Genomic DNA, 22,193 nt, shown 5'->3' on the forward strand with positions numbered 1-22,193 from the left:
AATGGTAGAGATTTTCAGGCTAGCAGAGGAGGTGGAAGAATGGCCCGCATTGATGAAAAGAAAAAGATTGTTGAAGAAATAGCAGAAAAGATGAATACAGCCAAATCAATGGTTATAACAGATTATCGGGGATTAAATGTAGCAGAAGTAACTGAACTAAGAAAGAAACTAAGAGAAGCAGGTGTTGAGTTTAAAGTTATCAAGAATACTTTAACCCGCTTAGCTGCTCAAAAGGCTGGAATTGAAGGGTTAGATGAGATTTTGACTGGTCCAAATGCCATTGCTTTTGGTATGGAAGACCCTGTAAGTCCGGCTAAGATTTTGGTTGATTTTGCTAAGGAACATGAAAAGCTTGAGATTAAAGCTGGTATTTTGGATAAGAATGTTATTGGCCCTGAAAAAGTAAAAGATTTGGCTGATATTCCACCAAAAGAAGTTCTGCTCTCTATGGTTCTCAGGGGTATGCAAGGGCCAATTAGTGGTCTGGTTAATGTTCTTCAAGGTACCATTAGAAATCTGGTTTATGTATTATCTGCTATTAAGGAGCAAAAAGCATAAAAAATTTATGAAAATTTGAAGGAGGTAAAATTGAAAATGAATAAAGAGCAAATTATCGAAGCTATTGAGAACATGACTGTATTGGAATTGTCTGAGCTGGTTAAGGAACTGGAAGAAAGGTTTGGTGTTAGCGCTGCTGCTCCAGTAGCTATGGCTGCAATGCCAGGTGCTGTTGCAGGTGGTGCTGAAGCTGAAGAAAAAACTGAATTTGATGTAATTCTTAAATCCCCAGGTCAAAAGAAAATCCAGGTTATTAAAGTTGTTCGTGAAATCACCGGTCTGGGTCTTAAAGAAGCTAAAGAACTGGTTGATAATGCACCTAAGCCTGTTAAAGAAGGTGTTAGCAAAGAAGAGGCTGAAGAGATCAAGTCTAAACTGGAAGAAGCCGGTGCAGAAGTGGAAGTTAAGTAATTGTTTTAAAAACAGAAATCATAAAGCGCTCTGTTTTAAATGCAGAGTGCTTTATTTTTTTTAATAGATGATTGTACTGCAAAAAGCTAATTTTGAGCGACATAGAAATTTTTCGCCAAATCATCTTAGCGAGATTTCTGACGAAATAAGGTCTCATATGAGGATTGATGAGCTAATCAAGGGCCAGAAGGTGGAAGCCTTATTTCGGCGGAAATCGAGCTTTAAATGATTCGAAAAATTTCTCAAGAAGCGAAAAATTAACTTTTTGCAGTAAGATCATAGATTATTTATTATAAAAGTTCTTGACATCTAGAAAGTTATATGTTATTATTATACATTGTTATAGTAGGAGGTTATAATGGGAACTTAAGGCTTTTTTATGTTAAAATCTCTTTTCACCCGATGAACTGAAGGACTTTATTGGTAAAATATATTTACCAGATTTACTTTTATGTATAGACCAAATAATGGATGGTAATACTAAAATTAAGTTTTGGCAGAAAAAGCGAGGGCTTAAGAAAACCTTGCTTTTAATACCTTAATGTTCTTTTGAAAAACACGGGGGTGAGGGAATTAATGGCTGTTACAGAACGGCAAGTACCTAGGCCAAGGAAATCTTATGCTAAGATCAAAGAGGTAATGGATGTTCCATATTTAATTAAAACACAGAAGGAATCTTATGAATGGTTTCTTAAAGAAGGTCTGCAAGAAATGTTTGATGAAATTTCACCGATCCAGGATTTTTCAGATAATCTGATTCTGGAGTTTGTTGATTATACCCTGGGGGAACCTAAGTATGATGTGAATGAGTGTAAAGATCGAGATGTTACATATGAAGCTCCGCTCAGGGTTAGAGTCCGGTTAATTAATAAAGAGACAGGTGAAGTAAAAGAACAGGAAGTATTTATGGGAAATTTGCCTTTAATGACCGAAAAGGGTACCTTTATCATTAACGGTGCTGAGCGGGTTGTTGTTAATCAGTTGGTTCGTTCGTCAGGTGTTTATTTTGGTGAAGAGAGAACTAAAGAGGGTAAACTTCTCTATAATGCGTCGATTATTCCAAACAGAGGAGCCTGGATCGAATTTGAATATGATAAAAAAGAGATTTTAGCAGTTCGTATTGATCGTACCCGGAAAATCCCTGCCACAGTACTCTTTCGGGCACTGGGTTGGAGCACTGATTCGCAAATAATAGATCTTTTAGGAGATTATGAAGTAGTTCATAATACCCTGGAACGTGATAATACTGAATCTAGAGAAGAAGCACTAATTGAAATTTACAAAAAACTGCGTCCTGGTGAGCCCCCAACTGTTGAAAGTGCACAAAATTTAATTGATTCACTCTTCTTTGATCCAAAACGTTACGATCTAGCAGCTGTAGGACGTTATAAGTTAAATAAAAAGCTTGGTCTAGATATTCCGTTGGATCAGAGATGTCTAACCAAGGAAGATATTGTTGCTACAGTTCGTTATTTAATCAGATTAATTAACAAAGATCCTGATGCATGGGTAGATGATATTGATCATCTCGGAAATCGGCGTTTAAAGACAGTTGGTGAACTTTTGCAGAACCAGTTTAGAATCGGTCTTTCCAGAATGGAACGGGTTGTTAGGGAACGTATGACTATTCAGGATATAGATGTTATTACCCCTCAGGCCTTAATCAATACCCGACCTGTAGCGGCTGCAATCAAAGAGTTTTTTGGTAGTAGCCAGTTGTCACAGTTTATGGACCAAACTAACCCGATATCAGAGTTAACTCACAAGCGGCGTTTGAGTGCTTTAGGACCTGGTGGTTTGAGCCGTGAACGTGCCGGTTTTGAGGTACGTGACGTTCACCATTCCCATTATGGTCGAATTTGTCCAATCGAGACTCCTGAAGGTCCAAATATCGGTTTGATTGGTTCTCTTTGTACTTATGCACGGACAAATGAATTCGGTTTTATCGAGACTCCATATAGAAGAGTAGAAAATGGACGGGTATTGAATGAAATCGATTATTTGACAGCTGATGAAGAGGATAAATTTATTATTGCACAGGCTAATGAACCGTTGGATGAAGATGGATACTTTATAAATAAGCGGGTTGTTGTACGTCATCGTGATGAGATTACCGTGACATCTCCAGATAAGGTTAATTATATGGATGTTTCTACAAAACAGATTGTTGGTGTGGCAGCGTCACTAATTCCATTCCTGGAACATGATGATGCTAACCGTGCATTAATGGGTGCAAACATGCAACGTCAGGCTGTGCCTTTAATGATTACAGATGCACCGATAGTTGGTACAGGAATGGAATATCGAGCTGCCAAAGACTCTGGTGTATGTGTTGTGGCTAAAAACTCTGGTACTGTCATCAGAGTAAGTGCTGATCAGATCAAAATTAAAACTGACGATGGAACTGTTGATACTTATAATCTTTTAAAGTTCGTTCGTTCCAATCAGGGTAGCTGTATCAATCAAAAACCTATTGTCCGGAAAGGTCAACGGGTTGAAGCGGGTGATATCATAGCTGACGGTCCATCCTGTGATCATGGAGAATTGGCATTAGGACGGAACACTTTAGTTGCCTTTATGACCTGGGAAGGATATAACTATGAGGACGCTATTCTGATTAGTGAAAAGTTAGTTAAAGAAGATGCTTTTACTTCAATTCATATAGAGGAACACGAATGTGAAGTCCGTGATACAAAATTGGGTCCAGAAGAGATTACCCGGGATATTCCTAATGTAGGCGAGGATGCATTGAAGGATTTGGATGATCGTGGAATTATTCGTGTTGGTGCAGAAGTTAAACCCGGTGATATTTTGGTGGGTAAAGTTACTCCAAAGGGAGAAACAGAACTTTCTGCTGAAGAACGGCTGCTTAGAGCCATCTTTGGTGAGAAGGCCCGGGAAGTTCGGGATACTTCTTTGAAAGTACCTCATGGTGAATCTGGAATTGTCGTTGATGTAAAGGTATTCAGTCGGGAAAATGGTGATGAGTTAAAGCCTGGTGTTAATGAATTGGTTCGCGTTTATATTGCGAAAAAGCGTAAAATATCTGTTGGTGATAAGATGGCCGGGCGGCACGGTAATAAAGGTGTTATTTCACGTATTTTACCGGAAGAGGATATGCCATTCCTACCAACAGGTGAACCTGTGGAGATTGTTTTAAACCCACTGGGTGTACCTTCCCGTATGAATATTGGGCAGGTATTAGAACTTCATTTGGGTATGGCGGCTAAAGCTTTGGGAATTTATGTAGAATCACCTGTATTTAATGGTGCATCTGAGGAAGAAATATTCGAAGCACTTAAGGAAGCTGGTTTTGATGCCGATGGTAAGACTGTGCTTTATGATGGACGCACCGGTGAACCGTTTGAAAACCGGGTTGCTGTTGGATATATGTATATGCTTAAACTCCATCATCTGGTTGATGATAAGATTCATGCCCGTTCGACTGGACCTTATTCACTGGTTACTCAGCAGCCATTGGGTGGTAAAGCCCAGTTTGGTGGCCAGCGTTTTGGTGAGATGGAGGTTTGGGCTTTAGAAGCTTATGGTGCTGCATATACCCTTCAGGAAATGCTAACAGTTAAATCCGATGATGTAGTCGGTCGTGTTAAAACCTATGAGGCTATTGTTAAAGGTGAAAATGTACCTGAGCCGGGTATTCCAGAATCCTTTAAAGTCTTGATTAAAGAGATGCAAAGTATCGGTCTTGATGCCCGGGTATTTACTGAAGATGAGCAAGAGTTGCAGATTGCTGAAGAAGATGAGTTGAATGACACAGCACGCAAATTAGGTTTGGATATAGATCTTACTGATTTATCAGATCAGGATGATAAAGATGTTGAAGAAGATCAAGATAATAATGAAGACGAAGAAATGGACGATGATTTTGACGTTGATGACATAGATTTAGATCCAGATGAAGAAGATCTTGATGATATTAATCTGGATGATGAAGATTTTGATGCAGGGTATGATGACTTTGCTGATTATGATAACTATGATGATTATAACAATTATTAATATTAATTTTCAAAGTATATGCGGATAAATTGAAGGATATAAAAAAGAGAAAGGGGCGAGACCCTTGTTTAATGTCAATAATTTTGACTCAATGAGAATTGGTTTAGCTTCGCCAGAACAGATTCGTGGTTGGTCTAGTGGTGAAGTAAAAAAACCAGAAACCATCAATTACCGCACTTTGAAACCTGAAAAAGAAGGTCTTTTCTGTGAAAAAATCTTTGGCCCGGTAAAGGATTGGGAGTGCCATTGTGGTAAATACAAACGTGTTCGTTATAAAGGTGTAGTCTGTGATCGTTGTGGTGTAGAGGTAACCCGTTCTAAAGTCCGGCGTGAAAGGATGGGGCACATTGAACTGGCTGCTCCCTGTTCACATATCTGGTTTTTTAAAGGTATTCCCAGCCGTTTGGGTCTTGTTTTGGATATGTCTCCCCGGGCTTTAGAGAAAGTAATTTATTTTGTCTCTTATATTGTTATTGATCCAGGAGATACTCCTTTAAGTAAAAAACAGCTTCTTTCGGAAAATGAATATAGGGAAGCACGGCTCAAATACGGTAAATCTTTTAAAGCTGGAATGGGTGCGGAAGCTATCAAAGAAATTCTTAAAGAAATGGATCTGGATAAAACTATTGAAGAGTTGCGCAAAGAGATTCACGATAGTTCTGGACAGCGGAAAAAAAGAGCCATTCGACGGCTGGAAGTGTTAGAGGGTTTGAAAAAATCAGGTAATCGTCCTGAATGGATGATTTTAGATGTAATTCCGGTTATTCCGCCCGATTTGCGTCCAATGGTTCAATTAGATGGTGGTCGTTTTGCTACTTCTGACTTAAATGATCTTTATCGTCGGGTTATCAATCGGAATAATCGTTTGAAAAGACTTTTAGATCTTGGGGCGCCTGAGATTATTATTAGGAATGAAAAGAGAATGCTCCAGGAAGCTGTTGATGCTCTCATCGATAATGGTCGCCGCGGGCGTCCTGTTACCGGAGCTGGAAATAGACCGCTTAAGTCTTTGAGTGATATGCTTAAAGGTAAACAGGGACGTTTCCGTCAAAATCTATTAGGAAAACGTGTTGACTATTCAGGGCGTTCTGTAATTGTTGTGGGCCCTGAACTTAAGATGCATCAATGCGGTCTGCCTAAAAAAATGGCATTAGAACTTTTCAAGCCCTTTGTCATGAAACGACTTGTAGATGAGGGGCTTGCACACAATATTAAAAGCGCAAAACGAATGGTAGAAAGGGTACAGGAAGAGGTATGGGGCATTTTAGAAGATGTAATTAAAGAACATCCAGTTCTCTTAAACCGTGCTCCTACCTTGCACCGGTTGGGGATTCAGGCCTTTGAACCTGTACTGGTAGAAGGGAAAGCTATCAAAATTCATCCATTAGTATGTACAGCATATAACGCAGACTTCGACGGTGACCAGATGGCAGTTCATGTTCCTTTATCTGCTGAGGCTCAGGCTGAAGCAAGATTATTAATGCTTTCCACCTATAACCTTCTCTCACCTGCTGATGGTCGTGCTATTGTAGTACCGACCCAGGATATGATTTTAGGATGTTATTATCTGACCAAAGAAAGAGATGGAGCAAAAGGAGAAGGTAAAGTTTTTGTTAGTCCTGATGAAGCTATTTTAGCATATGAAACAGGTAAAGCAGAGCTTCATGCAAAAGTTAAAGTACGTTATTATGATGGTAAGATTATAGATACAACTATCGGTCGAATTATCTTCAATGATATATTACCTGATAAATTAAGATTTAGAAATTATCCGATTGACAAGAAAGCTCTTGGTCGGCTAGTAAGCGAATCTTATCGGCTTTACGGTAATTCTAAAACTGCTGAGTTATTGGATAAAATTAAAGCTCTCGGATTCAAATATTCTACTAAATCTGGTATTACTATCTCTGTATCTGATGTTAAGATACCACCACAGAAAAAAGAAATACTTGCCAAAGCTGAGGAAGAAGTTAATCGAATTGAAGAACACTATCGTCGTGGGGCTATAACTGAACAGGAACGCTATCAAAAAGTTATCAATATCTGGACCAAAGCAAAAGATGATATAACCCAGGCACTGTTAGATACCCTGGATCCATTTAACTCGATATTTATGATGTCTACCTCCGGTGCCCGTGGTAGTATTCCTCAAATTACTCAGCTTGCCGGTATGCGCGGGTTGATGGCTGACCCATCTGGTCGTATCATTGACTTGCCTATCAAATCGAATTTCCGTGAAGGCTTAAGCGTTCTGGAATACTTTATTTCTACCCACGGTGCCCGTAAAGGTCTTGCAGATACCGCATTACGGACTGCTGACTCCGGTTATCTAACCCGTCGTCTGGTGGATGTCTCTCAGGATGTAATTGTAAGAGAACATGATTGCGGTACTGAAGATGGTATTTATGTAGAAGCAATTCGGGAAGGAAATGAAGAGATTGAAACATTAGAAGAAAGATGTATCGGCCGGATGGCTGCTGAAGATATTATCCATCCTAAGACCAAAGAGGTTATTGTGGCCAGAAACAATGAGATTGATGAAGAAAAGATGAAATTGATTAAAGAAGCGGGAATTAAGAAAGTTAAAATTCATTCAGTTTTGACATGTCAATCCCGGTATGGTGTTTGCCGTCTCTGTTACGGAAGGAATTTGGCAACCGGTAAATTGGTTGATATTGGTGAAGCAGTAGGTATTATAGCTGCTCAGTCTATTGGTGAACCTGGTACTCAGTTAACAATGCGTACTTTCCATACCGGTGGTGTTGCTGGTGATGATATTACTCAAGGTTTACCGCGGGTTGAGGAACTTTTTGAGGCCAGAACTCCTAAAGGGCAGGCCATTATGGCTGATATAGGAGGGACTGTCCGAATTGTTGAAAAGAAAAATTCCCGCAAAATTATCATTGAAAGTGAAGATGGAAAGAAAAAGACTTATCCAGTTCCCTATGGTGCCCAATTACGGGTTAAAGATTCTGACAAAGTAGAAGCTGGGGATCGGTTAACTGAAGGTCCAATTGATCCTGATAATCTGCTTAGAATTCGGGGACCACGTGTTGTACAGCAATATCTGTTGCAGGAAGTTCAAAGCGTATATCGTTCTCAGGGTGTTGAGATTAATGATAAGCATATTGAAATAGTTATTCGCCAGATGATGAGAAAGGTAAAAATTCGTCGTTCCGGAGATACCGAGTTCTTGCCCGGTAGCCTGGTTGATAAATTTGAATTTGAAAAGGTCAACAAAAAAATCATTGCTTCCGGTGGTGAACCAGCTGAAGCGGAACCAGAACTGTTAGGGATTACTAAAGCATCTCTTGCTACAGATAGTTTTCTATCAGCAGCTTTCTTCCAGGAAACAACCAGGGTTTTGACGGAAGCAGCATTAAAAGGAAAAGTTGATCCATTGTTAGGTTTAAAAGAGAATGTGATCATTGGCCAATTAATCCCTGCCGGAACAGGTATGAGAAGATATCGCGAGATTGAATTAGAACTTCATGAATCAGAGGCTGAGGCTTTAGAGAATGAGAAAACTAAAGAAGAAAAAAAAGAAGATACCTCTGAGCTGGTTTCCAACAAGGGATAAAAATGATGAAAAGCTGTTGACAATATTATAGGAAAGTGTTAAAATACTTAAGTGTGTGTTAGTTAAACTGCCCTTTTCTTTGTGGAGAGGAGGTTGGTGATGATGCTAACCAGACTTAAGGAGAGCGATAATAGAGTTGTTGGTTCCAAACAAACTCTTAAAGCTCTTAAAGGGGAGCGTGTTGAACATCTATTTATTGCAAAAGATGCTGAGACAAGGATAACAGATCCATTGGTTGAATTAGCTAAAAAATCCAATGTTCCTATACATTATGTTGATACTATGGCCGAATTAGGTGAGGCAGCAGGTATTGAAGTTGGAGCTGCAGCTGCAGCAATTTTAAAAGACCAATAATTAATATATAATCTTATAACAACTCCCCAGAAGCATAAGGGGGTTATGCCCCATTAAAATTCTTAACCCCTCTCGCTCTTGTGGGTGAGAGGGGATTTTAGCGATAATAAATTTTAAAAATAATTTTTGGGATATATCAATATTTTATTAAGGAGGTGGAATCTATGCCAACCATTAGTCAATTAGTCCGGAAAGGTCGTAAAAAGGTGACCAAAAAGGGAACTGCACCAGCTCTCCAGGGTTCTCCACAAAAGAGAGGGGTATGTACCAGAGTTTATACTACTACACCTAAGAAACCAAACTCTGCATTAAGAAAGGTTGCCCGTGTTCGTTTGACTAACGGGATTGAGGTTACAGCTTATATTCCAGGTATTGGTCATAATTTGCAAGAACACAGTGTAGTATTGGTACGTGGTGGCCGTGTTAAGGATTTGCCTGGTGTTCGTTATCATATTGTTCGCGGTGCTCTGGATTGTGCAGGTGTTGAGAATCGTAAACAAGGTCGTTCTAAATATGGTGCTAAAAAACCAAAAAAATAATTTAATTCGTTATAGAATAGTATATAATTAGTGTAAAGGGGGGAAAACTATGGCACGTAAGGGTAGAGCACCTAGAAGGAAGATTGACCCTGATCCCGTTTATGGAAGTGAACTGGTAAGTAGAGCTATTAACAAAATTATGTGGGATGGCAAGAAAAGTCTTGCTGAAAAAATCTTTTATTCTGCAATGGATATTGTTAAGGAAAAAACGGGAGAAAATCCATTGGATGTATTTGAAAAAGCTTTAGAAAATGTTATGCCTGTTTTAGAGGTTAGATCTCGTCGTGTTGGTGGTGCTAACTACCAGGTACCAGTTGAAGTACGTCCTGAACGTCGACGTACCCTTGGTTTAAGATGGTTGATTCAAGCAGCTCGCAATCGTGGTGAGCGGACTATGATCGAGCGTCTGGCTGCTGAAATTATGGATGCAGCAAGAGGCGAAGGCGGTGCTGTTAAGAAGAAAGAAGAAGTTCATCGTATGGCTGAAGCTAACAAAGCATTTGCTCACTATCGGTGGTAATTTGAATGAATGTTGTTAAGGAGGGAAAATAGTGGCCCGAAAATATTCGTTGGAAAAAACCCGGAACATTGGTATCATGGCTCATATCGATGCGGGTAAAACAACAACTACAGAGCGAATCCTTTATTATACGGGTAGAGTTCATAAAATTGGAGAAGTACACGATGGCGCAGCTACAATGGACTGGATGGAACAGGAACAGGAACGCGGTATTACTATCACTTCTGCGGCCACTACCTGTGAATGGAAGAAACATCGAATTAATATTATAGACACGCCAGGCCACGTGGACTTTACCGTTGAGGTAGAGCGTTCTCTGCGTGTTCTGGATGGTGCTATTGCATTATTTTGCGCTGTTGGTGGAGTTGAACCTCGATCTGAAACTGTATGGCGTCAAGCTGATAAATACGGTGTTCCGCGGATTGCTTTTGTTAACAAGATGGACCGGGTTGGTGCTGATTTCTTTAATGTTATAGAAATGATGCGGGAACGGCTTGGTGCTAATGCTGTTCCAATTCAGCTGCCAATCGGTTCAGAAGATACATTCCGTGGAATTATCGATTTAGTCGAAATGAAGGCTTTAATTTACCATGATGAAGACTTAGGTGTGACTTTCGATAAGATTGATATTCCTGAAGAAATGCGGGAAGAGGCAGAAGTATACCGTGAACAGTTACTTGAGACATTAGCTGAGCTTGACGAAGAATTGATGATGTTATATCTTGAAGGTGAGGAAATTCCTACAGAATTAATTAAAAAAGTTCTTCGAAGAGGTACTATTAATGTAGAGATTATTCCCGTTTGTTGCGGGTCTGCCTTTAAAAATAAAGGGGTTCAGCCACTTTTAGATGCTGTTATAGATTATCTTCCATCTCCATTGGATATTCCGCCGGTTAAAGGAATTAATCCGGAAACAGGAGAAGAAGAGGTTCGTCAGGCAGCTGATGATGCTCCATTTGCAGCTCTTGCTTTTAAGATTATGACTGACCCATATGTGGGTAAGTTAACTTATTTTAGAGTTTATTCTGGTGTATTAAAAGCCGGTTCTTATGTTTATAATTCTACCAAACAGGTAAAAGAAAGAATCGGACGAGTATTGCAGATGCATGCTAATCATCGGGAAGAACGGGATGCCGTTTATGCCGGTGACCTTGCAGCTGCTGTAGGTTTGAAAAAAACTACAACAGGGGATACACTTTGCTCTGAAGATAATCCGATTGTTCTGGAGTCAATGGAATTTCCAGAACCAGTTATCTCCGTTGCTATTGAACCTAAAACCAGAGCTGATCAGGATAAATTGGCAATTTCTCTTCAAAAATTAGCTGAAGAGGACCCAACCTTTAAAGTGCATATTGACCATGAAACTGGTCAAACAATCATTAGTGGTATGGGTGAGTTGCATTTAGAGATTATCGTTGATCGTCTTTTACGTGAATTTAAAGTAGAAGCTAATATTGGTAAACCACAAGTTGCTTATCGTGAGACAATTAGAAAAACAGTTCGCAATGTTGAAGGTAAATTTATCCGGCAAACTGGTGGTCGAGGCCAGTATGGTCATGTTATTATTGATGTCGAACCTCTTGAACCAGGTAAGGGCTTTGAATTTGTTAATGCCATCGTCGGTGGGGTTATTCCAAAGGAATATATTCCGGCCGTAGAAGCAGGAATTAAAGAAGCTATGGAAAATGGTCTTTTGGGTGGATATCCTGTTGTAGATGTAAAAGTTACTTTAAAAGATGGTTCTTATCACGAAGTAGACTCTTCAGAAATGGCTTTCAAAATTGCGGGTTCTATAGCTTTTAGAGAAGCTGGTAAAAAAGCAAATCCGGTACTTTTAGAACCTATTATGAAAGTAGAAGTTGTTGTACCTGAAGAATATATGGGTGATGTAATTGGGGACTTAAATAGTCGTCGTGGCCGTATTGAAGGAATGGAAAGAAGGGCAACTGCCCAAGTAATCAAAGCTTATGTACCTCTGTCCATGATGTTTGGTTATGCTACAGATCTGCGTTCCAAAACTCAAGGTCGCGCCACATATGTAATGCAGTTCTCTCATTATGAAGAAGTTCCATCAAATATTACTAAAGAAATTCTTCAAATTTAATCATTAATTCAATTTTCAAAAGGTAAAGGAGGATGACTTAGAATGGCAAAAGAAAAATTTCAAAGGACTAAACCGCACGTTAATGTCGGTACCATTGGTCACGTTGACCACGGAAAGACTACTTTAACTGCTGCTATTACTATGGTATTAGCTAACAAAGGTCTGGCTCAACCAAGAGCTTTCGATTCTATTGACAACGCACCTGAAGAAAGAGAAAGAGGTATTACTATCGCTACCGCTCACGTTGAGTATGAGACTGAAAAGCGTCACTATGCACACGTTGACTGTCCGGGCCATGCTGACTACGTTAAGAACATGATTACCGGTGCTGCTCAGATGGACGGTGCTATTTTGGTAGTTTCTGCAGCAGATGGTCCAATGCCACAGACCCGTGAGCACATTCTGTTGGCCCGTCAGGTAGGTGTGCCATACATTGTAGTATTCTTGAACAAAGCTGATATGGTAGATGATCCAGAGTTGTTAGAGCTGGTAGAGATGGAAGTAAGAGATCTGTTGAACCAATATGACTTCCCAGGAGATGAAGTACCAGTAATTGTTGGTTCAGCTTTGAAGGCATTAGAAGACCCAGCAGCAGATAATGAGTGGACTCAAAAGATTATGGAACTGATGAATGCAATTGATGAGTATATTCCAGAGCCGGAGAGAGATACTGATAAGCCATTCTTAATGCCAGTAGAGGATGTATTTTCTATCACTGGTCGTGGTACAGTAGCAACTGGTCGTATTGAGCGCGGTACATTGCATCCTGGTGATGAAGTAGAGATTGTTGGTTTTGTTGAGACTCGTAAGACAGTATGTACCGGTGTTGAGATGTTCCGTAAGATGTTAGATGAGGCAGTAGCAGGAGACAATATTGGTGCATTGCTTAGAGGTATTGCTCGTGACGAGGTAGAGAGGGGTCAGGTATTGGCCAAGCCAGGTAGTATTACTCCGCATACCAAGTTTAAGGCAGAGGTTTATGTATTGAGCAAGGAAGAGGGAGGTCGTCATACTCCATTCTTCAGTGGATATAGACCTCAGTTCTACTTTAGAACAACTGACGTAACTGGTGAGATTACTCTGCCAGAAGGTGTAGAGATGGTAATGCCTGGTGATAACATTGAAATGATAGGTACTCTAATTACTCCAGTTGCTATGGAAGAAGGTTTGCGTTTTGCTATCCGTGAGGGTGGCCGTACTGTAGGTGCAGGTGTTGTTACCGAGATTATTGAATAAGTTTAAAAAAAAATAAAAAAAACTCTGGCTTTTTCTCCAAAATTGTAGTAAAATAAATACTGTGTGTGTTAAAGAAAAGATGAGGAGATATTCCTTAATCTCCTCCTCTTTTCTTGTGTTTTGGCAAGCGATGAAGTGAAAGGTTGCGTCATGTACACGCGGCCTGGTGTGTTTAACTCTAAAGCCAGGAAGATTCCTGGTTCTATTCTGCTGATAACATGAACACACCCGGACGTGTGGTACAATGGGCGGGAATTTTCACAGAGCATGTCCGTTTATTAAAATGGGCGAAAAGGAGGGAGTATTTTAATGGCTCAAGAAAAGATTAGGATTCGTCTTAAGGCGTATGAACATCAGATTTTGGATCAATCTGCTCGTCAAATTGTTGAGACCGCTAAAAGAAGTGGTGCAAAAGTTTCTGGACCAATTCCTTTACCAACAGAACGGGAAGTCTTTACAATTCTCAGATCTCCTCATATAAACAAAGATTCCCGTGAGCAGTTTGAGATGCGGACACACAAAAGATTGATTGATATTATTAATCCAACTCCAAAGACTGTTGATGCTTTAATGCGCCTGGATCTTCCAGCAGGTGTAAATATCGAAATTAAGCTGTAATATTAAATTAAGATTGGCACAGAGGAGGTGCAGATAATGGCTAAAGGGATTTTGGGTAGAAAGATTGGTATGACTCAGATTTTTACCGAAGAAGGTGAAGTAATCCCTGTAACTGTTGTAGAAGCTGGACCTTGTGTAGTGGTTCAGAAGAAAACCAAAGAAGTTGATGGATATGATGCTTATCAGATAGGTTTTGGCGAAATAAAACCAAAGCATGTTAATAAGCCATTAAAAGGACACTTTGAGAAAGCTGGTGTTGAACCTAAGAAATATTTAAGAGAGGTTAAATTTGATCAGGAGTATAACGTTGGTGACGTAATTAAAGTAGATATCTTTAAAGAAGGCGAAAAAGTTGATGTAATTGGAACATCTAAAGGTAAAGGTTTTGCAGGTACTATTAAGCGTTGGAACTTCCATCGTGGTCCAATGTCTCACGGTTCTAAGTTCCACAGAGCGCCTGGTTCCCTTGGTGCATCTACTTTCCCAGCACGGGTTTTTAAAGGTAAAAAAATGGCCGGTCGTATGGGTGGTAAAAGAGTAACTATTCAGAACTTAGAAATTGTTCGAGTTGATCCAGAGAGAAATCTTCTTTTGATTAAAGGTTCTATTCCTGGACCAAAGAAAGGACTTGTTATAATCCGTGAAGCGGTAAAAGCTGGTTAATGCCTTGTTATCATAGTATGTAAGATATGAAGGGAGGATTTAGGGATGCCAAAATTAGCATTATACAATAGAGCTGGCAGCCAGGTGGGCGAAATTGACCTTAATGAAAATGTATTTGGCGTAGAGGTTAATGAGCCAGTTGTCCATCGGGCTGTAGTGGCGCATTTAGCTGCAATGCGTGCTGGCACACATAAGACCAAAACGCGTGGTGAAGTTTCTGGAGGCGGTAAAAAGCCCTGGCGCCAAAAGGGAACTGGTCGTGCTAGACAAGGTTCTATACGAGCACCACATTGGGTTGGTGGTGGTACAGTTTTTGGACCTATACCTCGGGACTATACCAAAAAGATTAACAAAAAAGAGAAGAAGTTGGCTGTTAAATCAGCATTAACCAATAAAGTTGAAGAAGGTAAGTTGATTGTTATTGATGATTTCGGTATAAAAGAGCCTAAAACTAAAGAGATGGTTAAAATTTTGAGTGATCTAAAATTAAATGATAAAAAGGTATTAATTATTTTACCGGGTAAAGATGAAGCCGTTTATAAGTCTGCCCGGAATATTCCGAATGTAAAGACCCTGGTTACTCAGGCTCTAAACATTTATGATTTATTGAACTGTGAATATATTGTTATGACCAGGGATGCTGTAGCGGCTGTCGAGGAGGTGCTGGCGTAATGAAAGATCCTCGCGATATTATCATTGCTCCTCATATTTCAGAAAAAAGTATGAGATTGATTGAAGAGAATAACACCTATACTTTTAAGGTTGCGTTAAATGCTAATAAGACTGAGATTAAGAAAGCAATTGAAGAGATTTTTGGTGTCAAGGTTCTCAAGGTTAATACTGCACGGATGCCTGGTAAAATGAAGAGATTGGGTATTCATCGTGGAAGAACTCCTGAATGGAAAAAGGCTATGGTAAAACTGGCTGAAGGAGATCGGATTGAAATTTATTAAGGTATGTGATTTTCAATAGAAGTTGGAGTCTAAAAGGAGGGAAATGAGATGGGGATTAAAAAATTCAAACCGACCTCCCCTGCCCGGAGATTTATGACAGTATCTACTTTTGAAGAGATTACTAAAACTAAACCAGAAAAAAGTTTGACTGCTCCATTGAAGAAAAGCGGAGGTCGTAATGCTACGGGTCGAATTACCGTACGTCATCGTGGTGGAGGTCATAAAAGAAAATACAGAATTATTGACTTTAAGCGGGATAAAGATGGAATACCAGCACGTGTAGCTGCAATTGAATATGATCCAAACCGTTCTGCACGGATTGCTTTACTCTATTATGCTGATGGTGAAAAGAGATATATCATTGCTCCTTATAAACTGAAGGTTGGAGATGTAGTTGTTTCCGGTGAAGATGCTGATATTAAAGTAGGTAATGCATTGCCACTGGCAAATATTCCAGTAGGTACTATCATCCACAATATCGAATTAAAACCTGGCAAAGGTGGTCAATTAGCACGTTCTGCAGGTACTATGGCTCAGCTGGTGGCTAAAGAAGGTAAATATGCTACTGTTAAGCTGCCATCTGGTGAAGTTCGGTTGATAAGTCTGAAATGTAAAGCTACTATCGGCCAGGTAGGAAATCTGGATCATGAAAATATTACTATCGGTAAAGCTGGTCGTAAAAGATGGTTAGGTATTCGTCCTTCGGTTCGTGGTACTGCTATGAACCCTGTAGACCATCCTCACGGCGGTGGTGAAGGTAAAAACAAATCTTCCGGTCGTCATCCTGTAACTCCTTGGGGTAAACCAACTCTTGGTGCTAAGACCCGGAAGAAAAATAAGCCTTCTGATAAGATGATTATTCGCCGCCGGAATGCGTAAAGTAAAAAATGAATGCAATTGACACAACTCTGATTTGAGAGGAGGGTGCAAATTGGGTAGATCTTTAAAGAAGGGGCCTTATTGTGATCCTAAACTGTTAAAGAAAATCAGAGAGATGAATGAAACAGGTAAAAAACAGGTAATTAAAACCTGGTCACGTGCATCTACTATCTTTCCTGAAATGGTAGGGCACACTATTGCTGTGCATGATGGAAGAAAACATGTACCTGTATATATTACTGAAGATATGGTTGGGCATAAATTAGGTGAATTTGCTCCAACCCGGAAATTTAAGGGACACGGTGCCCACACTGAGCGTTCTACAGCATTAAAGTAAGGGGGGTTAGTAATGGAAGCTAGAGCTGTTGCTAGATATGTTCGCATCTCCCCTAGAAAAGCCCGTCAAGTTATTGATCTAATTAGGGGCAAAGATGTCGGGGAAGCTTTAGGAATTTTAAAGAATACTCCTAAGAAAGCTGCACGGATTATTGAAAAAGTGCTTAATTCTGCTGTTGCAAATGCTGAAAATAATCATGATATGGTAGTAGAAGATTTATATGTTTCCAAAGCCTATGTTGATGAAGGACCGACTTTAAAGAGATATAGACCGAGAGCTATGGGTATGGCTACTCTTATTAGAAAAAGAACAAGTCATATTACAATAGTGGTTAGCGAAAGGGAGGGATAATTTTGGGTCAAAAGGTTCATCCCCATGGATTACGTTTAGGTATTATTAAGGATTGGGATGCTAAATGGTATGCTGAGAAAGATAAATTTGCTGAATTACTTCACGAAGATTTAAAGATCCGGAAATATATTAAAGATAAATTATATGCAGCCGGGATTTCCCGGATTGTGATTGAGCGTGCTGCTAATCGAATTAAACTGGATATTCATACTGCGCGTCCTGGAATGGTTATTGGTCGCGGCGGTTCTGAAGTTGATAAATTGCGCCAGGAAATCGAAAATATGACTGGTAAAAAGGTTCAGATTAATGTAGTAGAAATTAAACATCCTGAACTTGATGCTCAATTAGTTGCAGAAAATGTTGCTGAACAATTAGAACGTCGTGTTTCCTTCCGCCGTGCTATGAAACAGGCTATGATTCGCAGTATGCGTCTTGGTGCTAAAGGTTTTAAAATTATGAGTAGTGGTCGTTTGGGCGGTGCTGAAATGGCACGAAGCGAAGGTTATAGTAAAGGTAGTGTACCTCTTCATACTTTACGTGCTGATATTGATTACGGTTTTGCTGAAGCAGATACCACCTATGGTAAGATCGGTGTTAAAGTATGGATTAATAAAGGAGAAGTCCTACCTGACAACAAGAAGTAGTAAATACTTTTAGTTAGTGAAAGGAGGCCGAACTGCGATGTTGATCCCAAAGCGTGTTAAATATAGAAAACAACAACGTGGCCGTCTCAAGGGTAGAGCTAAACGCGGTACGACCCTTGATTATGGCGATTACGGATTGATGGCTTTAGAGCCAGCCTGGATTACTAATCGGCAAATCGAAGCAGCTCGTGTTGCTATGACCCGTTTTATCAAAAGAGGTGGTAAAGTCTGGATTAAAATTTTTCCTGATAAACCTGTAACTGCTAAGCCTGCGGAAACCCGAATGGGTTCCGGTAAAGGGGCTCCAGAATACTGGGTAGCAGTTGTAAAGCCAGGTCGTATTATGTTTGAGCTGGCTGGTATTAGCGAAGATGTGGCCCGGGAAGCGATGCGTTTAGCATCTCATAAACTGCCTATAAAAACAAAATTTGTGACCCGGAGAGAAATGGATGGTGAGGCTAATGAAAGCTGATAAACTGAGAGAAATGACCATAGATGAATTGAAGGTACAGTTGAAGGAACTGAAAGAAGAATTATTCAATTTAAGATTTCAACATGCTACTGCACAATTAGATAATCCTTTACGGATTCGTGAAGTACGGAGAACTATTGCCCGGGTAAAAACTATAATTCGGGAAAAAGAATTAGGAATTAATGCGTAACAACTGGATGCTAGATAGGAAGGAGGTTCTGATATGGCTAAGGAGCGTGGTAAACGCAAAATTCTTGTAGGAACTGTAGTTAGTGATAAAATGGATAAAACTGTTGTTTTTGAAGTTGAAAGAAGAACACAGCATCCACTTTATAAAAGAGTAATTAGGCGTACTAAGCGTTATAAAGCCCATGATGAAAATAACGAATGTCGGGTAGGGGATAAAATAAAAGTAATGGAGACTCGACCATTGAGTAAAGAAAAGCGCTGGAGAGTGGTTGAAATTATTGAACGTGCTCAATAACACCATTTCCTTTTATTTGAAAGGAGGGAATTGCAGATGATTCAAGCAGAAACCAGATTAAACGTTGCTGATAACACTGGTGCAAAAGAGCTAATGTGTATAAAAGTATTGGGCGGTTCTAAGCGCCGTTATGCAACGGTTGGTGATATTATCGTCTGCAGTGTGAAAGATGCTCTGCCAAATGGTATGGTGAAAAAAGGTGATGTAGTTCATGCTGTAGTTGTAAGAGTTAAGAAAGAGTATAGACGTCCGGATGGTTCTTATATTCGCTTTGATGAGAATGCAGCTGTAATTATTGATAAACAAAAGAATCCAAAGGGAACCCGTATCTTCGGTCCAGTTGCCCGTGAATTGCGGGATAAGGACTTTATGAAGATTATCTCCCTGGCACCAGAAGTATTATAATTCGTAATTAACGGGTTGAAAGGAGGTAAATCGATGACAACTCCTAAGCTGCACGTCAAAAAAGGTGATACCGTAATGGTTATCGCCGGTAAAGATAAAGGTAAAAAAGGTAAAATTTTAAAAGTTTACCCTAAGAAAAGTCGTGTAGTAGTTGAAGGTGTGAATATTGTCCATCGTCATACAAAACCATCACAACAGTTCCCACAGGGCGGTATTATTGAAAACGAAGCTCCGATTCATGTTTCCAATGTACAATTGGTTTGTCCACGTTGTAACGAAGCTGCCCGTACTGGAAAAAGAATCCTTGATGATGGTAAAAAGGTAAGATACTGCAAAAAATGTGGTGAGGTTGTCGATAAGTAGTGGTGAAAGGAGGTTCTATTAATGTCTGTTTTAAAGGAGATTTATCGAAAGGAAATTGTTCCTGCACTGATGGAAAAATTCAACTATAAAAATATTATGCAGGTACCCAAATTAGAAAAAGTTGTTATCAATATGGGGATTGGTGAAGCGAAAGATGATCCCCAGGCATTGGATAACGCTATTGAAGAACTGACTTTAATTGCTGGTCAAAAGCCAGTTGTAACCAGAGCTAAAAAATCCATTTCTAACTTTAAAATCAGAGCGGGAATGCCTGTGGGATGTAAAGTTACTCTCCGTGGTGAACGGATGTATGATTTTGTTTACAAGTTGATCAATATTGCTCTGCCACGGATTCGTGACTTCCGCGGGGTTTCTCCTAAGTCCTTTGATGGGCGAGGCAATTACACTCTTGGATTGCAAAACCAGACCGTTTTCCCTGAAGTTTCACTCGATAAAGTTGATAAAGTTAGAGGTATGGATATTGTTATTGTAACAACTGCAGAGACTGACGAAGAGGCACGTGAATTGCTTGCTCTGCTCGGTATGCCTTTTAGAAAACAATAATTAAGGGGGGAAAACAGTGGCTAAAAAAGCGATGATCAATAAGGCTAAGCGGGAGCCTAAATATGAAACCAGAAGGGTCAGAAGATGTGAAAGATGCGGCCGTCCCCGCGCTGTAATGAGAAAATTTAAGCTTTGCCGTATCTGTTTTAGGGAATTGGCCCATCGAGGCCTGATTCCTGGCGTTAGAAAGGCCAGCTGGTAATCTGAGAAATTGGAAGGAGGTCGGAAAATATGGCAATGACAGACCCTATTGCTGATATGCTAACCAGAATCCGGAATGCGAATATGGTCCGTAAAGAAACTGTGGACGTTCCTGCTTCCAGAATTAAGGAAGAAATTGCAACTGTACTGAAAAATGAAGGATTCATTAAAGATTACCAACGGATTGCTGAAGGTCCACAAGGTATTTTGCGTCTGTACTTGAAATATGGAAAAGATGGGCAAAGAGTTATTTCTGGCCTTAAGCGAATTAGCAAACCCGGTTTGAGAGTTTATGCCAAAAAAGATGAAATCCCTAAAGTTTTAGGTGGATTAGGAATTGCTATTATTTCCACTTCTAAAGGGATAATGACTGATAAAGAAGCCCGGAAGCTCGGGATTGGTGGAGAAGTTATCTGCTACGTCTGGTAAAAAAGAGCTTCAGAGTTTATGTAAATGGAGGTGCAAGAGATGTCCAGAATAGGGCTTAAACCTATCGCCATTCCAGAAAAAGTCGATGTTAAAATCGACGGCAACGTTGTAACAATTAAGGGCCCTAAGGGAGAATTAACTCAAAAATTTGATCCTAGAATGGAAATTTCCATTGAGGATCAGCAACTTGTTGTACGTCGATCATCTGATTCTAAAGAAGATAAAGCTCTGCACGGTTTAACCAGAAGCCTTCTCAATAATATGATTCAAGGTGTAACTGAGGGATTTGAAAAGAGATTGGAAATGGTTGGTGTTGGATACCGGGCTCTTAAAAAAGGTAAAGCCTTAGAAATTGAAATTGGTTATTCACATCCTGTTGTTGTTGAGCCAGCCCCTGGTATCGAATTTGAAGTAGACTCAAAGGGTAAAAATAATATAATTATTGTGCGCGGAATTGATAAACAATTGGTTGGTCAAACTGCAGCAGAAATTCGTGCTATTCGTCCACCGGAACCCTATAAAGGTAAAGGTATTAAATATGTAGATGAGCACATCCGTCGTAAGGTTGGTAAGACAGGTTAATAGATGAAACTGCTAAGGTATTGGGAAAGGAGTGAACGGTGATGAATATAAAGGATAAACGTGCTGCACGTAAAAGAAGACATCTTCGTGTTCGGAAAAAGATTTCTGGTACTCCTGAACGTCCGCGTTTAAGTGTATATCGTAGTTTGAAGCATATGTATGCTCAAGTCATTGATGACGTTAATGGTGTAACTTTAGTAGCTGCTTCTACTTTGGACCCACAGCTTCGCAATCAACTTAAATATGGTGGAAATAAAGAAGCTGCAAGAGCTGTAGGTGAATTGATTGCTGAACGGTGCCTGGAAAAAGGAATCGAAAAAGTTGTTTTCGACCGTGGCGGAAATCTCTATCATGGTCGTGTCAAGGCATTAGCTGAAGGTGCCCGTTCTAAGGGTCTGAAATTTTAAAAGGAGGGAAATGGATGAGGAAACTTATTGACCCTAACGAGTTAGAATTAACTGAAAGAGTTGTAAATATAAATCGTGTTGCTAAAGTTGTAAAAGGTGGTCGTAGATTTAGTTTTAGCGCCCTGGTAGTCGTTGGAGATGGTAATGGCTACGTTGGTGCTGGTTTAGGTAAAGCTAATGAAGTACCTGATGCCATTAGAAAAGGTATAGAGGATGCTAAGAAAAATTTGATCAAAGTACCTATTGTAGGTACAACTATTCCTCATGAAATTATCGGTAAATTTGGTGCAGGTTGTGTACTGTTAAAGCCGGCTGCTGAGGGTACTGGAGTTATCGCTGGTGGCCCTGTTCGTGCCGTTCTGGAATTGGCAGGTATTCGTGATATCCTGACAAAATCTCTGGGGTCTTCTAATCCATTGAATATGGTAAATGCAACACTTGAAGGATTAAAGAATTTAAAGTTAGCTGAAGAAGTTGCAGAATTAAGAGGAAAATCTGTTGAAGAACTCTTAGGATAAA

Annotated in this window: 28 protein-coding genes; all 28 read left to right on the top strand. The window is 39.8% G+C overall.

What is annotated here, in order from left to right; genetic code table 11:
- Positions 1 to 39: 39 nt before the first annotated feature.
- The 28 genes from rplJ to rpsE all read left to right on the top strand — a co-directional run bounded on the left by rplJ (position 40) and on the right by rpsE (position 22,192).
- Positions 40 to 558: a 50S ribosomal protein L10 gene (gene rplJ, locus BBF96_RS16060; protein ID WP_127018077.1), complete on the top strand. Its 519-nt coding sequence runs from the start codon at positions 40 to 42 to the stop codon at positions 556 to 558.
- A gap of 36 nt (positions 559 to 594) precedes the next feature.
- Positions 595 to 969 carry a 50S ribosomal protein L7/L12 gene (gene rplL, locus BBF96_RS16065; RefSeq protein WP_127018078.1) on the top strand — a complete coding sequence of 125 codons (375 nt, stop codon included), beginning with the start codon at positions 595 to 597 and terminating at the stop codon, positions 967 to 969.
- A gap of 576 nt (positions 970 to 1,545) precedes the next feature.
- Complete coding sequence (gene rpoB, locus BBF96_RS16070) at positions 1,546 to 4,989, top strand: DNA-directed RNA polymerase subunit beta (RefSeq protein WP_127018079.1); 3,444 nt, start codon at positions 1,546 to 1,548, stop codon at positions 4,987 to 4,989.
- Between the two features lie 64 nt (positions 4,990 to 5,053).
- Positions 5,054 to 8,569 carry a DNA-directed RNA polymerase subunit beta' gene (gene rpoC / locus BBF96_RS16075; protein ID WP_127018080.1) on the top strand — a complete coding sequence of 1,172 codons (3,516 nt, stop codon included), beginning with the start codon at positions 5,054 to 5,056 and terminating at the stop codon, positions 8,567 to 8,569.
- 102 nt (positions 8,570 to 8,671) lie between these two features.
- Positions 8,672 to 8,923 (top strand): ribosomal L7Ae/L30e/S12e/Gadd45 family protein, encoded by a 252-nt coding sequence (locus BBF96_RS16080; protein WP_236777849.1) that lies wholly within the window; start codon positions 8,672 to 8,674, stop codon positions 8,921 to 8,923.
- 164 nt (positions 8,924 to 9,087) lie between these two features.
- A complete protein-coding gene (rpsL, locus tag BBF96_RS16085; RefSeq protein ID WP_127018082.1) occupies positions 9,088 to 9,462 on the top strand; it encodes a 30S ribosomal protein S12 in 375 nt (124 codons plus the stop codon).
- Between the two features lie 49 nt (positions 9,463 to 9,511).
- A complete protein-coding gene (rpsG, locus tag BBF96_RS16090) occupies positions 9,512 to 9,982 on the top strand; it encodes a 30S ribosomal protein S7 (protein ID WP_127018083.1) in 471 nt (156 codons plus the stop codon).
- A 31-nt stretch (positions 9,983 to 10,013) separates the two neighbouring features.
- On the top strand, positions 10,014 to 12,086 hold the full coding sequence (gene fusA, locus BBF96_RS16095) for an elongation factor G (protein WP_127018084.1): 2,073 nt from the start codon (positions 10,014 to 10,016) through the stop codon (positions 12,084 to 12,086).
- Positions 12,087 to 12,128: 42 nt separating this feature from the next.
- Entirely contained in the window at positions 12,129 to 13,322 is a 1,194-nt protein-coding gene (tuf, locus tag BBF96_RS16100; RefSeq protein WP_127018070.1) for an elongation factor Tu, read from the top strand.
- 309 nt (positions 13,323 to 13,631) lie between these two features.
- A complete protein-coding gene (gene rpsJ, locus BBF96_RS16105; RefSeq protein ID WP_127018085.1) occupies positions 13,632 to 13,940 on the top strand; it encodes a 30S ribosomal protein S10 in 309 nt (102 codons plus the stop codon).
- Between the two features lie 36 nt (positions 13,941 to 13,976).
- Positions 13,977 to 14,603: a 50S ribosomal protein L3 gene (gene rplC / locus BBF96_RS16110; RefSeq protein WP_127018086.1), complete on the top strand. Its 627-nt coding sequence runs from the start codon at positions 13,977 to 13,979 to the stop codon at positions 14,601 to 14,603.
- A 45-nt stretch (positions 14,604 to 14,648) separates the two neighbouring features.
- Positions 14,649 to 15,275: a 50S ribosomal protein L4 gene (gene rplD, locus BBF96_RS16115; protein ID WP_127018087.1), complete on the top strand. Its 627-nt coding sequence runs from the start codon at positions 14,649 to 14,651 to the stop codon at positions 15,273 to 15,275.
- Positions 15,275 to 15,556, top strand: a complete 282-nt coding sequence (rplW, locus tag BBF96_RS16120; protein ID WP_127018088.1) for a 50S ribosomal protein L23 — start codon at positions 15,275 to 15,277, stop codon at positions 15,554 to 15,556. Before rplD ends, rplW begins: the two co-directional genes overlap by 1 nt.
- Before the next feature lie 48 nt (positions 15,557 to 15,604).
- Entirely contained in the window at positions 15,605 to 16,435 is an 831-nt protein-coding gene (gene rplB / locus BBF96_RS16125) for a 50S ribosomal protein L2 (RefSeq protein ID WP_127018089.1), read from the top strand.
- A gap of 52 nt (positions 16,436 to 16,487) precedes the next feature.
- Complete coding sequence (rpsS, locus tag BBF96_RS16130; protein ID WP_127018090.1) at positions 16,488 to 16,772, top strand: 30S ribosomal protein S19; 285 nt, start codon at positions 16,488 to 16,490, stop codon at positions 16,770 to 16,772.
- Positions 16,773 to 16,784: 12 nt separating this feature from the next.
- Positions 16,785 to 17,123, top strand: coding sequence for a 50S ribosomal protein L22 (gene rplV, locus BBF96_RS16135; protein WP_127018091.1), 339 nt, complete (start codon positions 16,785 to 16,787; stop codon positions 17,121 to 17,123).
- Positions 17,124 to 17,125: 2 nt separating this feature from the next.
- Positions 17,126 to 17,767, top strand: a complete 642-nt coding sequence (gene rpsC / locus BBF96_RS16140; RefSeq protein ID WP_127018092.1) for a 30S ribosomal protein S3 — start codon at positions 17,126 to 17,128, stop codon at positions 17,765 to 17,767.
- Between the two features lie 37 nt (positions 17,768 to 17,804).
- Entirely contained in the window at positions 17,805 to 18,239 is a 435-nt protein-coding gene (rplP, locus tag BBF96_RS16145; RefSeq protein ID WP_127018093.1) for a 50S ribosomal protein L16, read from the top strand.
- Positions 18,229 to 18,429 carry a 50S ribosomal protein L29 gene (gene rpmC, locus BBF96_RS16150; protein ID WP_127018094.1) on the top strand — a complete coding sequence of 67 codons (201 nt, stop codon included), beginning with the start codon at positions 18,229 to 18,231 and terminating at the stop codon, positions 18,427 to 18,429. Before rplP ends, rpmC begins: the two co-directional genes overlap by 11 nt.
- 33 nt (positions 18,430 to 18,462) lie before the next feature.
- Positions 18,463 to 18,723, top strand: coding sequence for a 30S ribosomal protein S17 (gene rpsQ / locus BBF96_RS16155; RefSeq protein ID WP_127018095.1), 261 nt, complete (start codon positions 18,463 to 18,465; stop codon positions 18,721 to 18,723).
- A 36-nt stretch (positions 18,724 to 18,759) separates the two neighbouring features.
- Entirely contained in the window at positions 18,760 to 19,128 is a 369-nt protein-coding gene (gene rplN / locus BBF96_RS16160) for a 50S ribosomal protein L14 (protein WP_127018096.1), read from the top strand.
- Positions 19,129 to 19,161: 33 nt separating this feature from the next.
- Positions 19,162 to 19,491, top strand: a complete 330-nt coding sequence (gene rplX, locus BBF96_RS16165) for a 50S ribosomal protein L24 (RefSeq protein ID WP_418654993.1) — start codon at positions 19,162 to 19,164, stop codon at positions 19,489 to 19,491.
- Between the two features lie 21 nt (positions 19,492 to 19,512).
- Positions 19,513 to 20,055 (top strand): 50S ribosomal protein L5, encoded by a 543-nt coding sequence (gene rplE, locus BBF96_RS16170; protein ID WP_127018097.1) that lies wholly within the window; start codon positions 19,513 to 19,515, stop codon positions 20,053 to 20,055.
- A gap of 16 nt (positions 20,056 to 20,071) precedes the next feature.
- A complete protein-coding gene (locus tag BBF96_RS16175; protein WP_127018098.1) occupies positions 20,072 to 20,257 on the top strand; it encodes a type Z 30S ribosomal protein S14 in 186 nt (61 codons plus the stop codon).
- A gap of 29 nt (positions 20,258 to 20,286) precedes the next feature.
- Positions 20,287 to 20,685 (top strand): 30S ribosomal protein S8, encoded by a 399-nt coding sequence (rpsH, locus tag BBF96_RS16180; protein ID WP_127018099.1) that lies wholly within the window; start codon positions 20,287 to 20,289, stop codon positions 20,683 to 20,685.
- 39 nt (positions 20,686 to 20,724) lie between these two features.
- Entirely contained in the window at positions 20,725 to 21,267 is a 543-nt protein-coding gene (rplF, locus tag BBF96_RS16185) for a 50S ribosomal protein L6 (RefSeq protein ID WP_127018100.1), read from the top strand.
- 41 nt (positions 21,268 to 21,308) lie between these two features.
- Positions 21,309 to 21,674, top strand: coding sequence for a 50S ribosomal protein L18 (gene rplR / locus BBF96_RS16190; RefSeq protein ID WP_127018101.1), 366 nt, complete (start codon positions 21,309 to 21,311; stop codon positions 21,672 to 21,674).
- Positions 21,675 to 21,688: 14 nt separating this feature from the next.
- Entirely contained in the window at positions 21,689 to 22,192 is a 504-nt protein-coding gene (gene rpsE, locus BBF96_RS16195) for a 30S ribosomal protein S5 (RefSeq protein ID WP_127018102.1), read from the top strand.
- Position 22,193 lies beyond the last annotated feature (1 nt).

Origin of the sequence: Anoxybacter fermentans (genome assembly GCF_003991135.1) — a bacterium.
GTDB lineage: Bacteria > Bacillota > Halanaerobiia > DY22613 > DY22613 > Anoxybacter > Anoxybacter fermentans.

Excerpts from the sequence above, each read along its gene's own strand:
- rplJ (WP_127018077.1), top strand. The coding sequence starts at position 40 with ATGGCCCGCATTGATGAAAAGAAAAAGATTGTTGAAGAAATAGCAGAA.
- rplL (WP_127018078.1), top strand. The coding sequence starts at position 595 with ATGAATAAAGAGCAAATTATCGAAGCTATTGAGAACATGACTGTATTG.
- rpoB (WP_127018079.1), top strand. The coding sequence starts at position 1,546 with ATGGCTGTTACAGAACGGCAAGTACCTAGGCCAAGGAAATCTTATGCT.
- BBF96_RS16080 (WP_236777849.1), top strand. The coding sequence starts at position 8,672 with ATGCTAACCAGACTTAAGGAGAGCGATAATAGAGTTGTTGGTTCCAAA.
- rpsL (WP_127018082.1), top strand. The coding sequence starts at position 9,088 with ATGCCAACCATTAGTCAATTAGTCCGGAAAGGTCGTAAAAAGGTGACC.
- rpsG (WP_127018083.1), top strand. The coding sequence starts at position 9,512 with ATGGCACGTAAGGGTAGAGCACCTAGAAGGAAGATTGACCCTGATCCC.
- tuf (WP_127018070.1), top strand. The coding sequence starts at position 12,129 with ATGGCAAAAGAAAAATTTCAAAGGACTAAACCGCACGTTAATGTCGGT.
- rpsJ (WP_127018085.1), top strand. The coding sequence starts at position 13,632 with ATGGCTCAAGAAAAGATTAGGATTCGTCTTAAGGCGTATGAACATCAG.
- rplC (WP_127018086.1), top strand. The coding sequence starts at position 13,977 with ATGGCTAAAGGGATTTTGGGTAGAAAGATTGGTATGACTCAGATTTTT.
- rplD (WP_127018087.1), top strand. The coding sequence starts at position 14,649 with ATGCCAAAATTAGCATTATACAATAGAGCTGGCAGCCAGGTGGGCGAA.
- rplW (WP_127018088.1), top strand. The coding sequence starts at position 15,275 with ATGAAAGATCCTCGCGATATTATCATTGCTCCTCATATTTCAGAAAAA.
- rplB (WP_127018089.1), top strand. The coding sequence starts at position 15,605 with ATGGGGATTAAAAAATTCAAACCGACCTCCCCTGCCCGGAGATTTATG.
- rplV (WP_127018091.1), top strand. The coding sequence starts at position 16,785 with ATGGAAGCTAGAGCTGTTGCTAGATATGTTCGCATCTCCCCTAGAAAA.
- rplP (WP_127018093.1), top strand. The coding sequence starts at position 17,805 with ATGTTGATCCCAAAGCGTGTTAAATATAGAAAACAACAACGTGGCCGT.
- rpmC (WP_127018094.1), top strand. The coding sequence starts at position 18,229 with ATGAAAGCTGATAAACTGAGAGAAATGACCATAGATGAATTGAAGGTA.
- rpsQ (WP_127018095.1), top strand. The coding sequence starts at position 18,463 with ATGGCTAAGGAGCGTGGTAAACGCAAAATTCTTGTAGGAACTGTAGTT.
- rplN (WP_127018096.1), top strand. The coding sequence starts at position 18,760 with ATGATTCAAGCAGAAACCAGATTAAACGTTGCTGATAACACTGGTGCA.
- rplX (WP_418654993.1), top strand. The coding sequence starts at position 19,162 with ATGACAACTCCTAAGCTGCACGTCAAAAAAGGTGATACCGTAATGGTT.
- rplE (WP_127018097.1), top strand. The coding sequence starts at position 19,513 with ATGTCTGTTTTAAAGGAGATTTATCGAAAGGAAATTGTTCCTGCACTG.
- rpsH (WP_127018099.1), top strand. The coding sequence starts at position 20,287 with ATGGCAATGACAGACCCTATTGCTGATATGCTAACCAGAATCCGGAAT.
- rplF (WP_127018100.1), top strand. The coding sequence starts at position 20,725 with ATGTCCAGAATAGGGCTTAAACCTATCGCCATTCCAGAAAAAGTCGAT.
- rplR (WP_127018101.1), top strand. The coding sequence starts at position 21,309 with ATGAATATAAAGGATAAACGTGCTGCACGTAAAAGAAGACATCTTCGT.
- rpsE (WP_127018102.1), top strand. The coding sequence starts at position 21,689 with ATGAGGAAACTTATTGACCCTAACGAGTTAGAATTAACTGAAAGAGTT.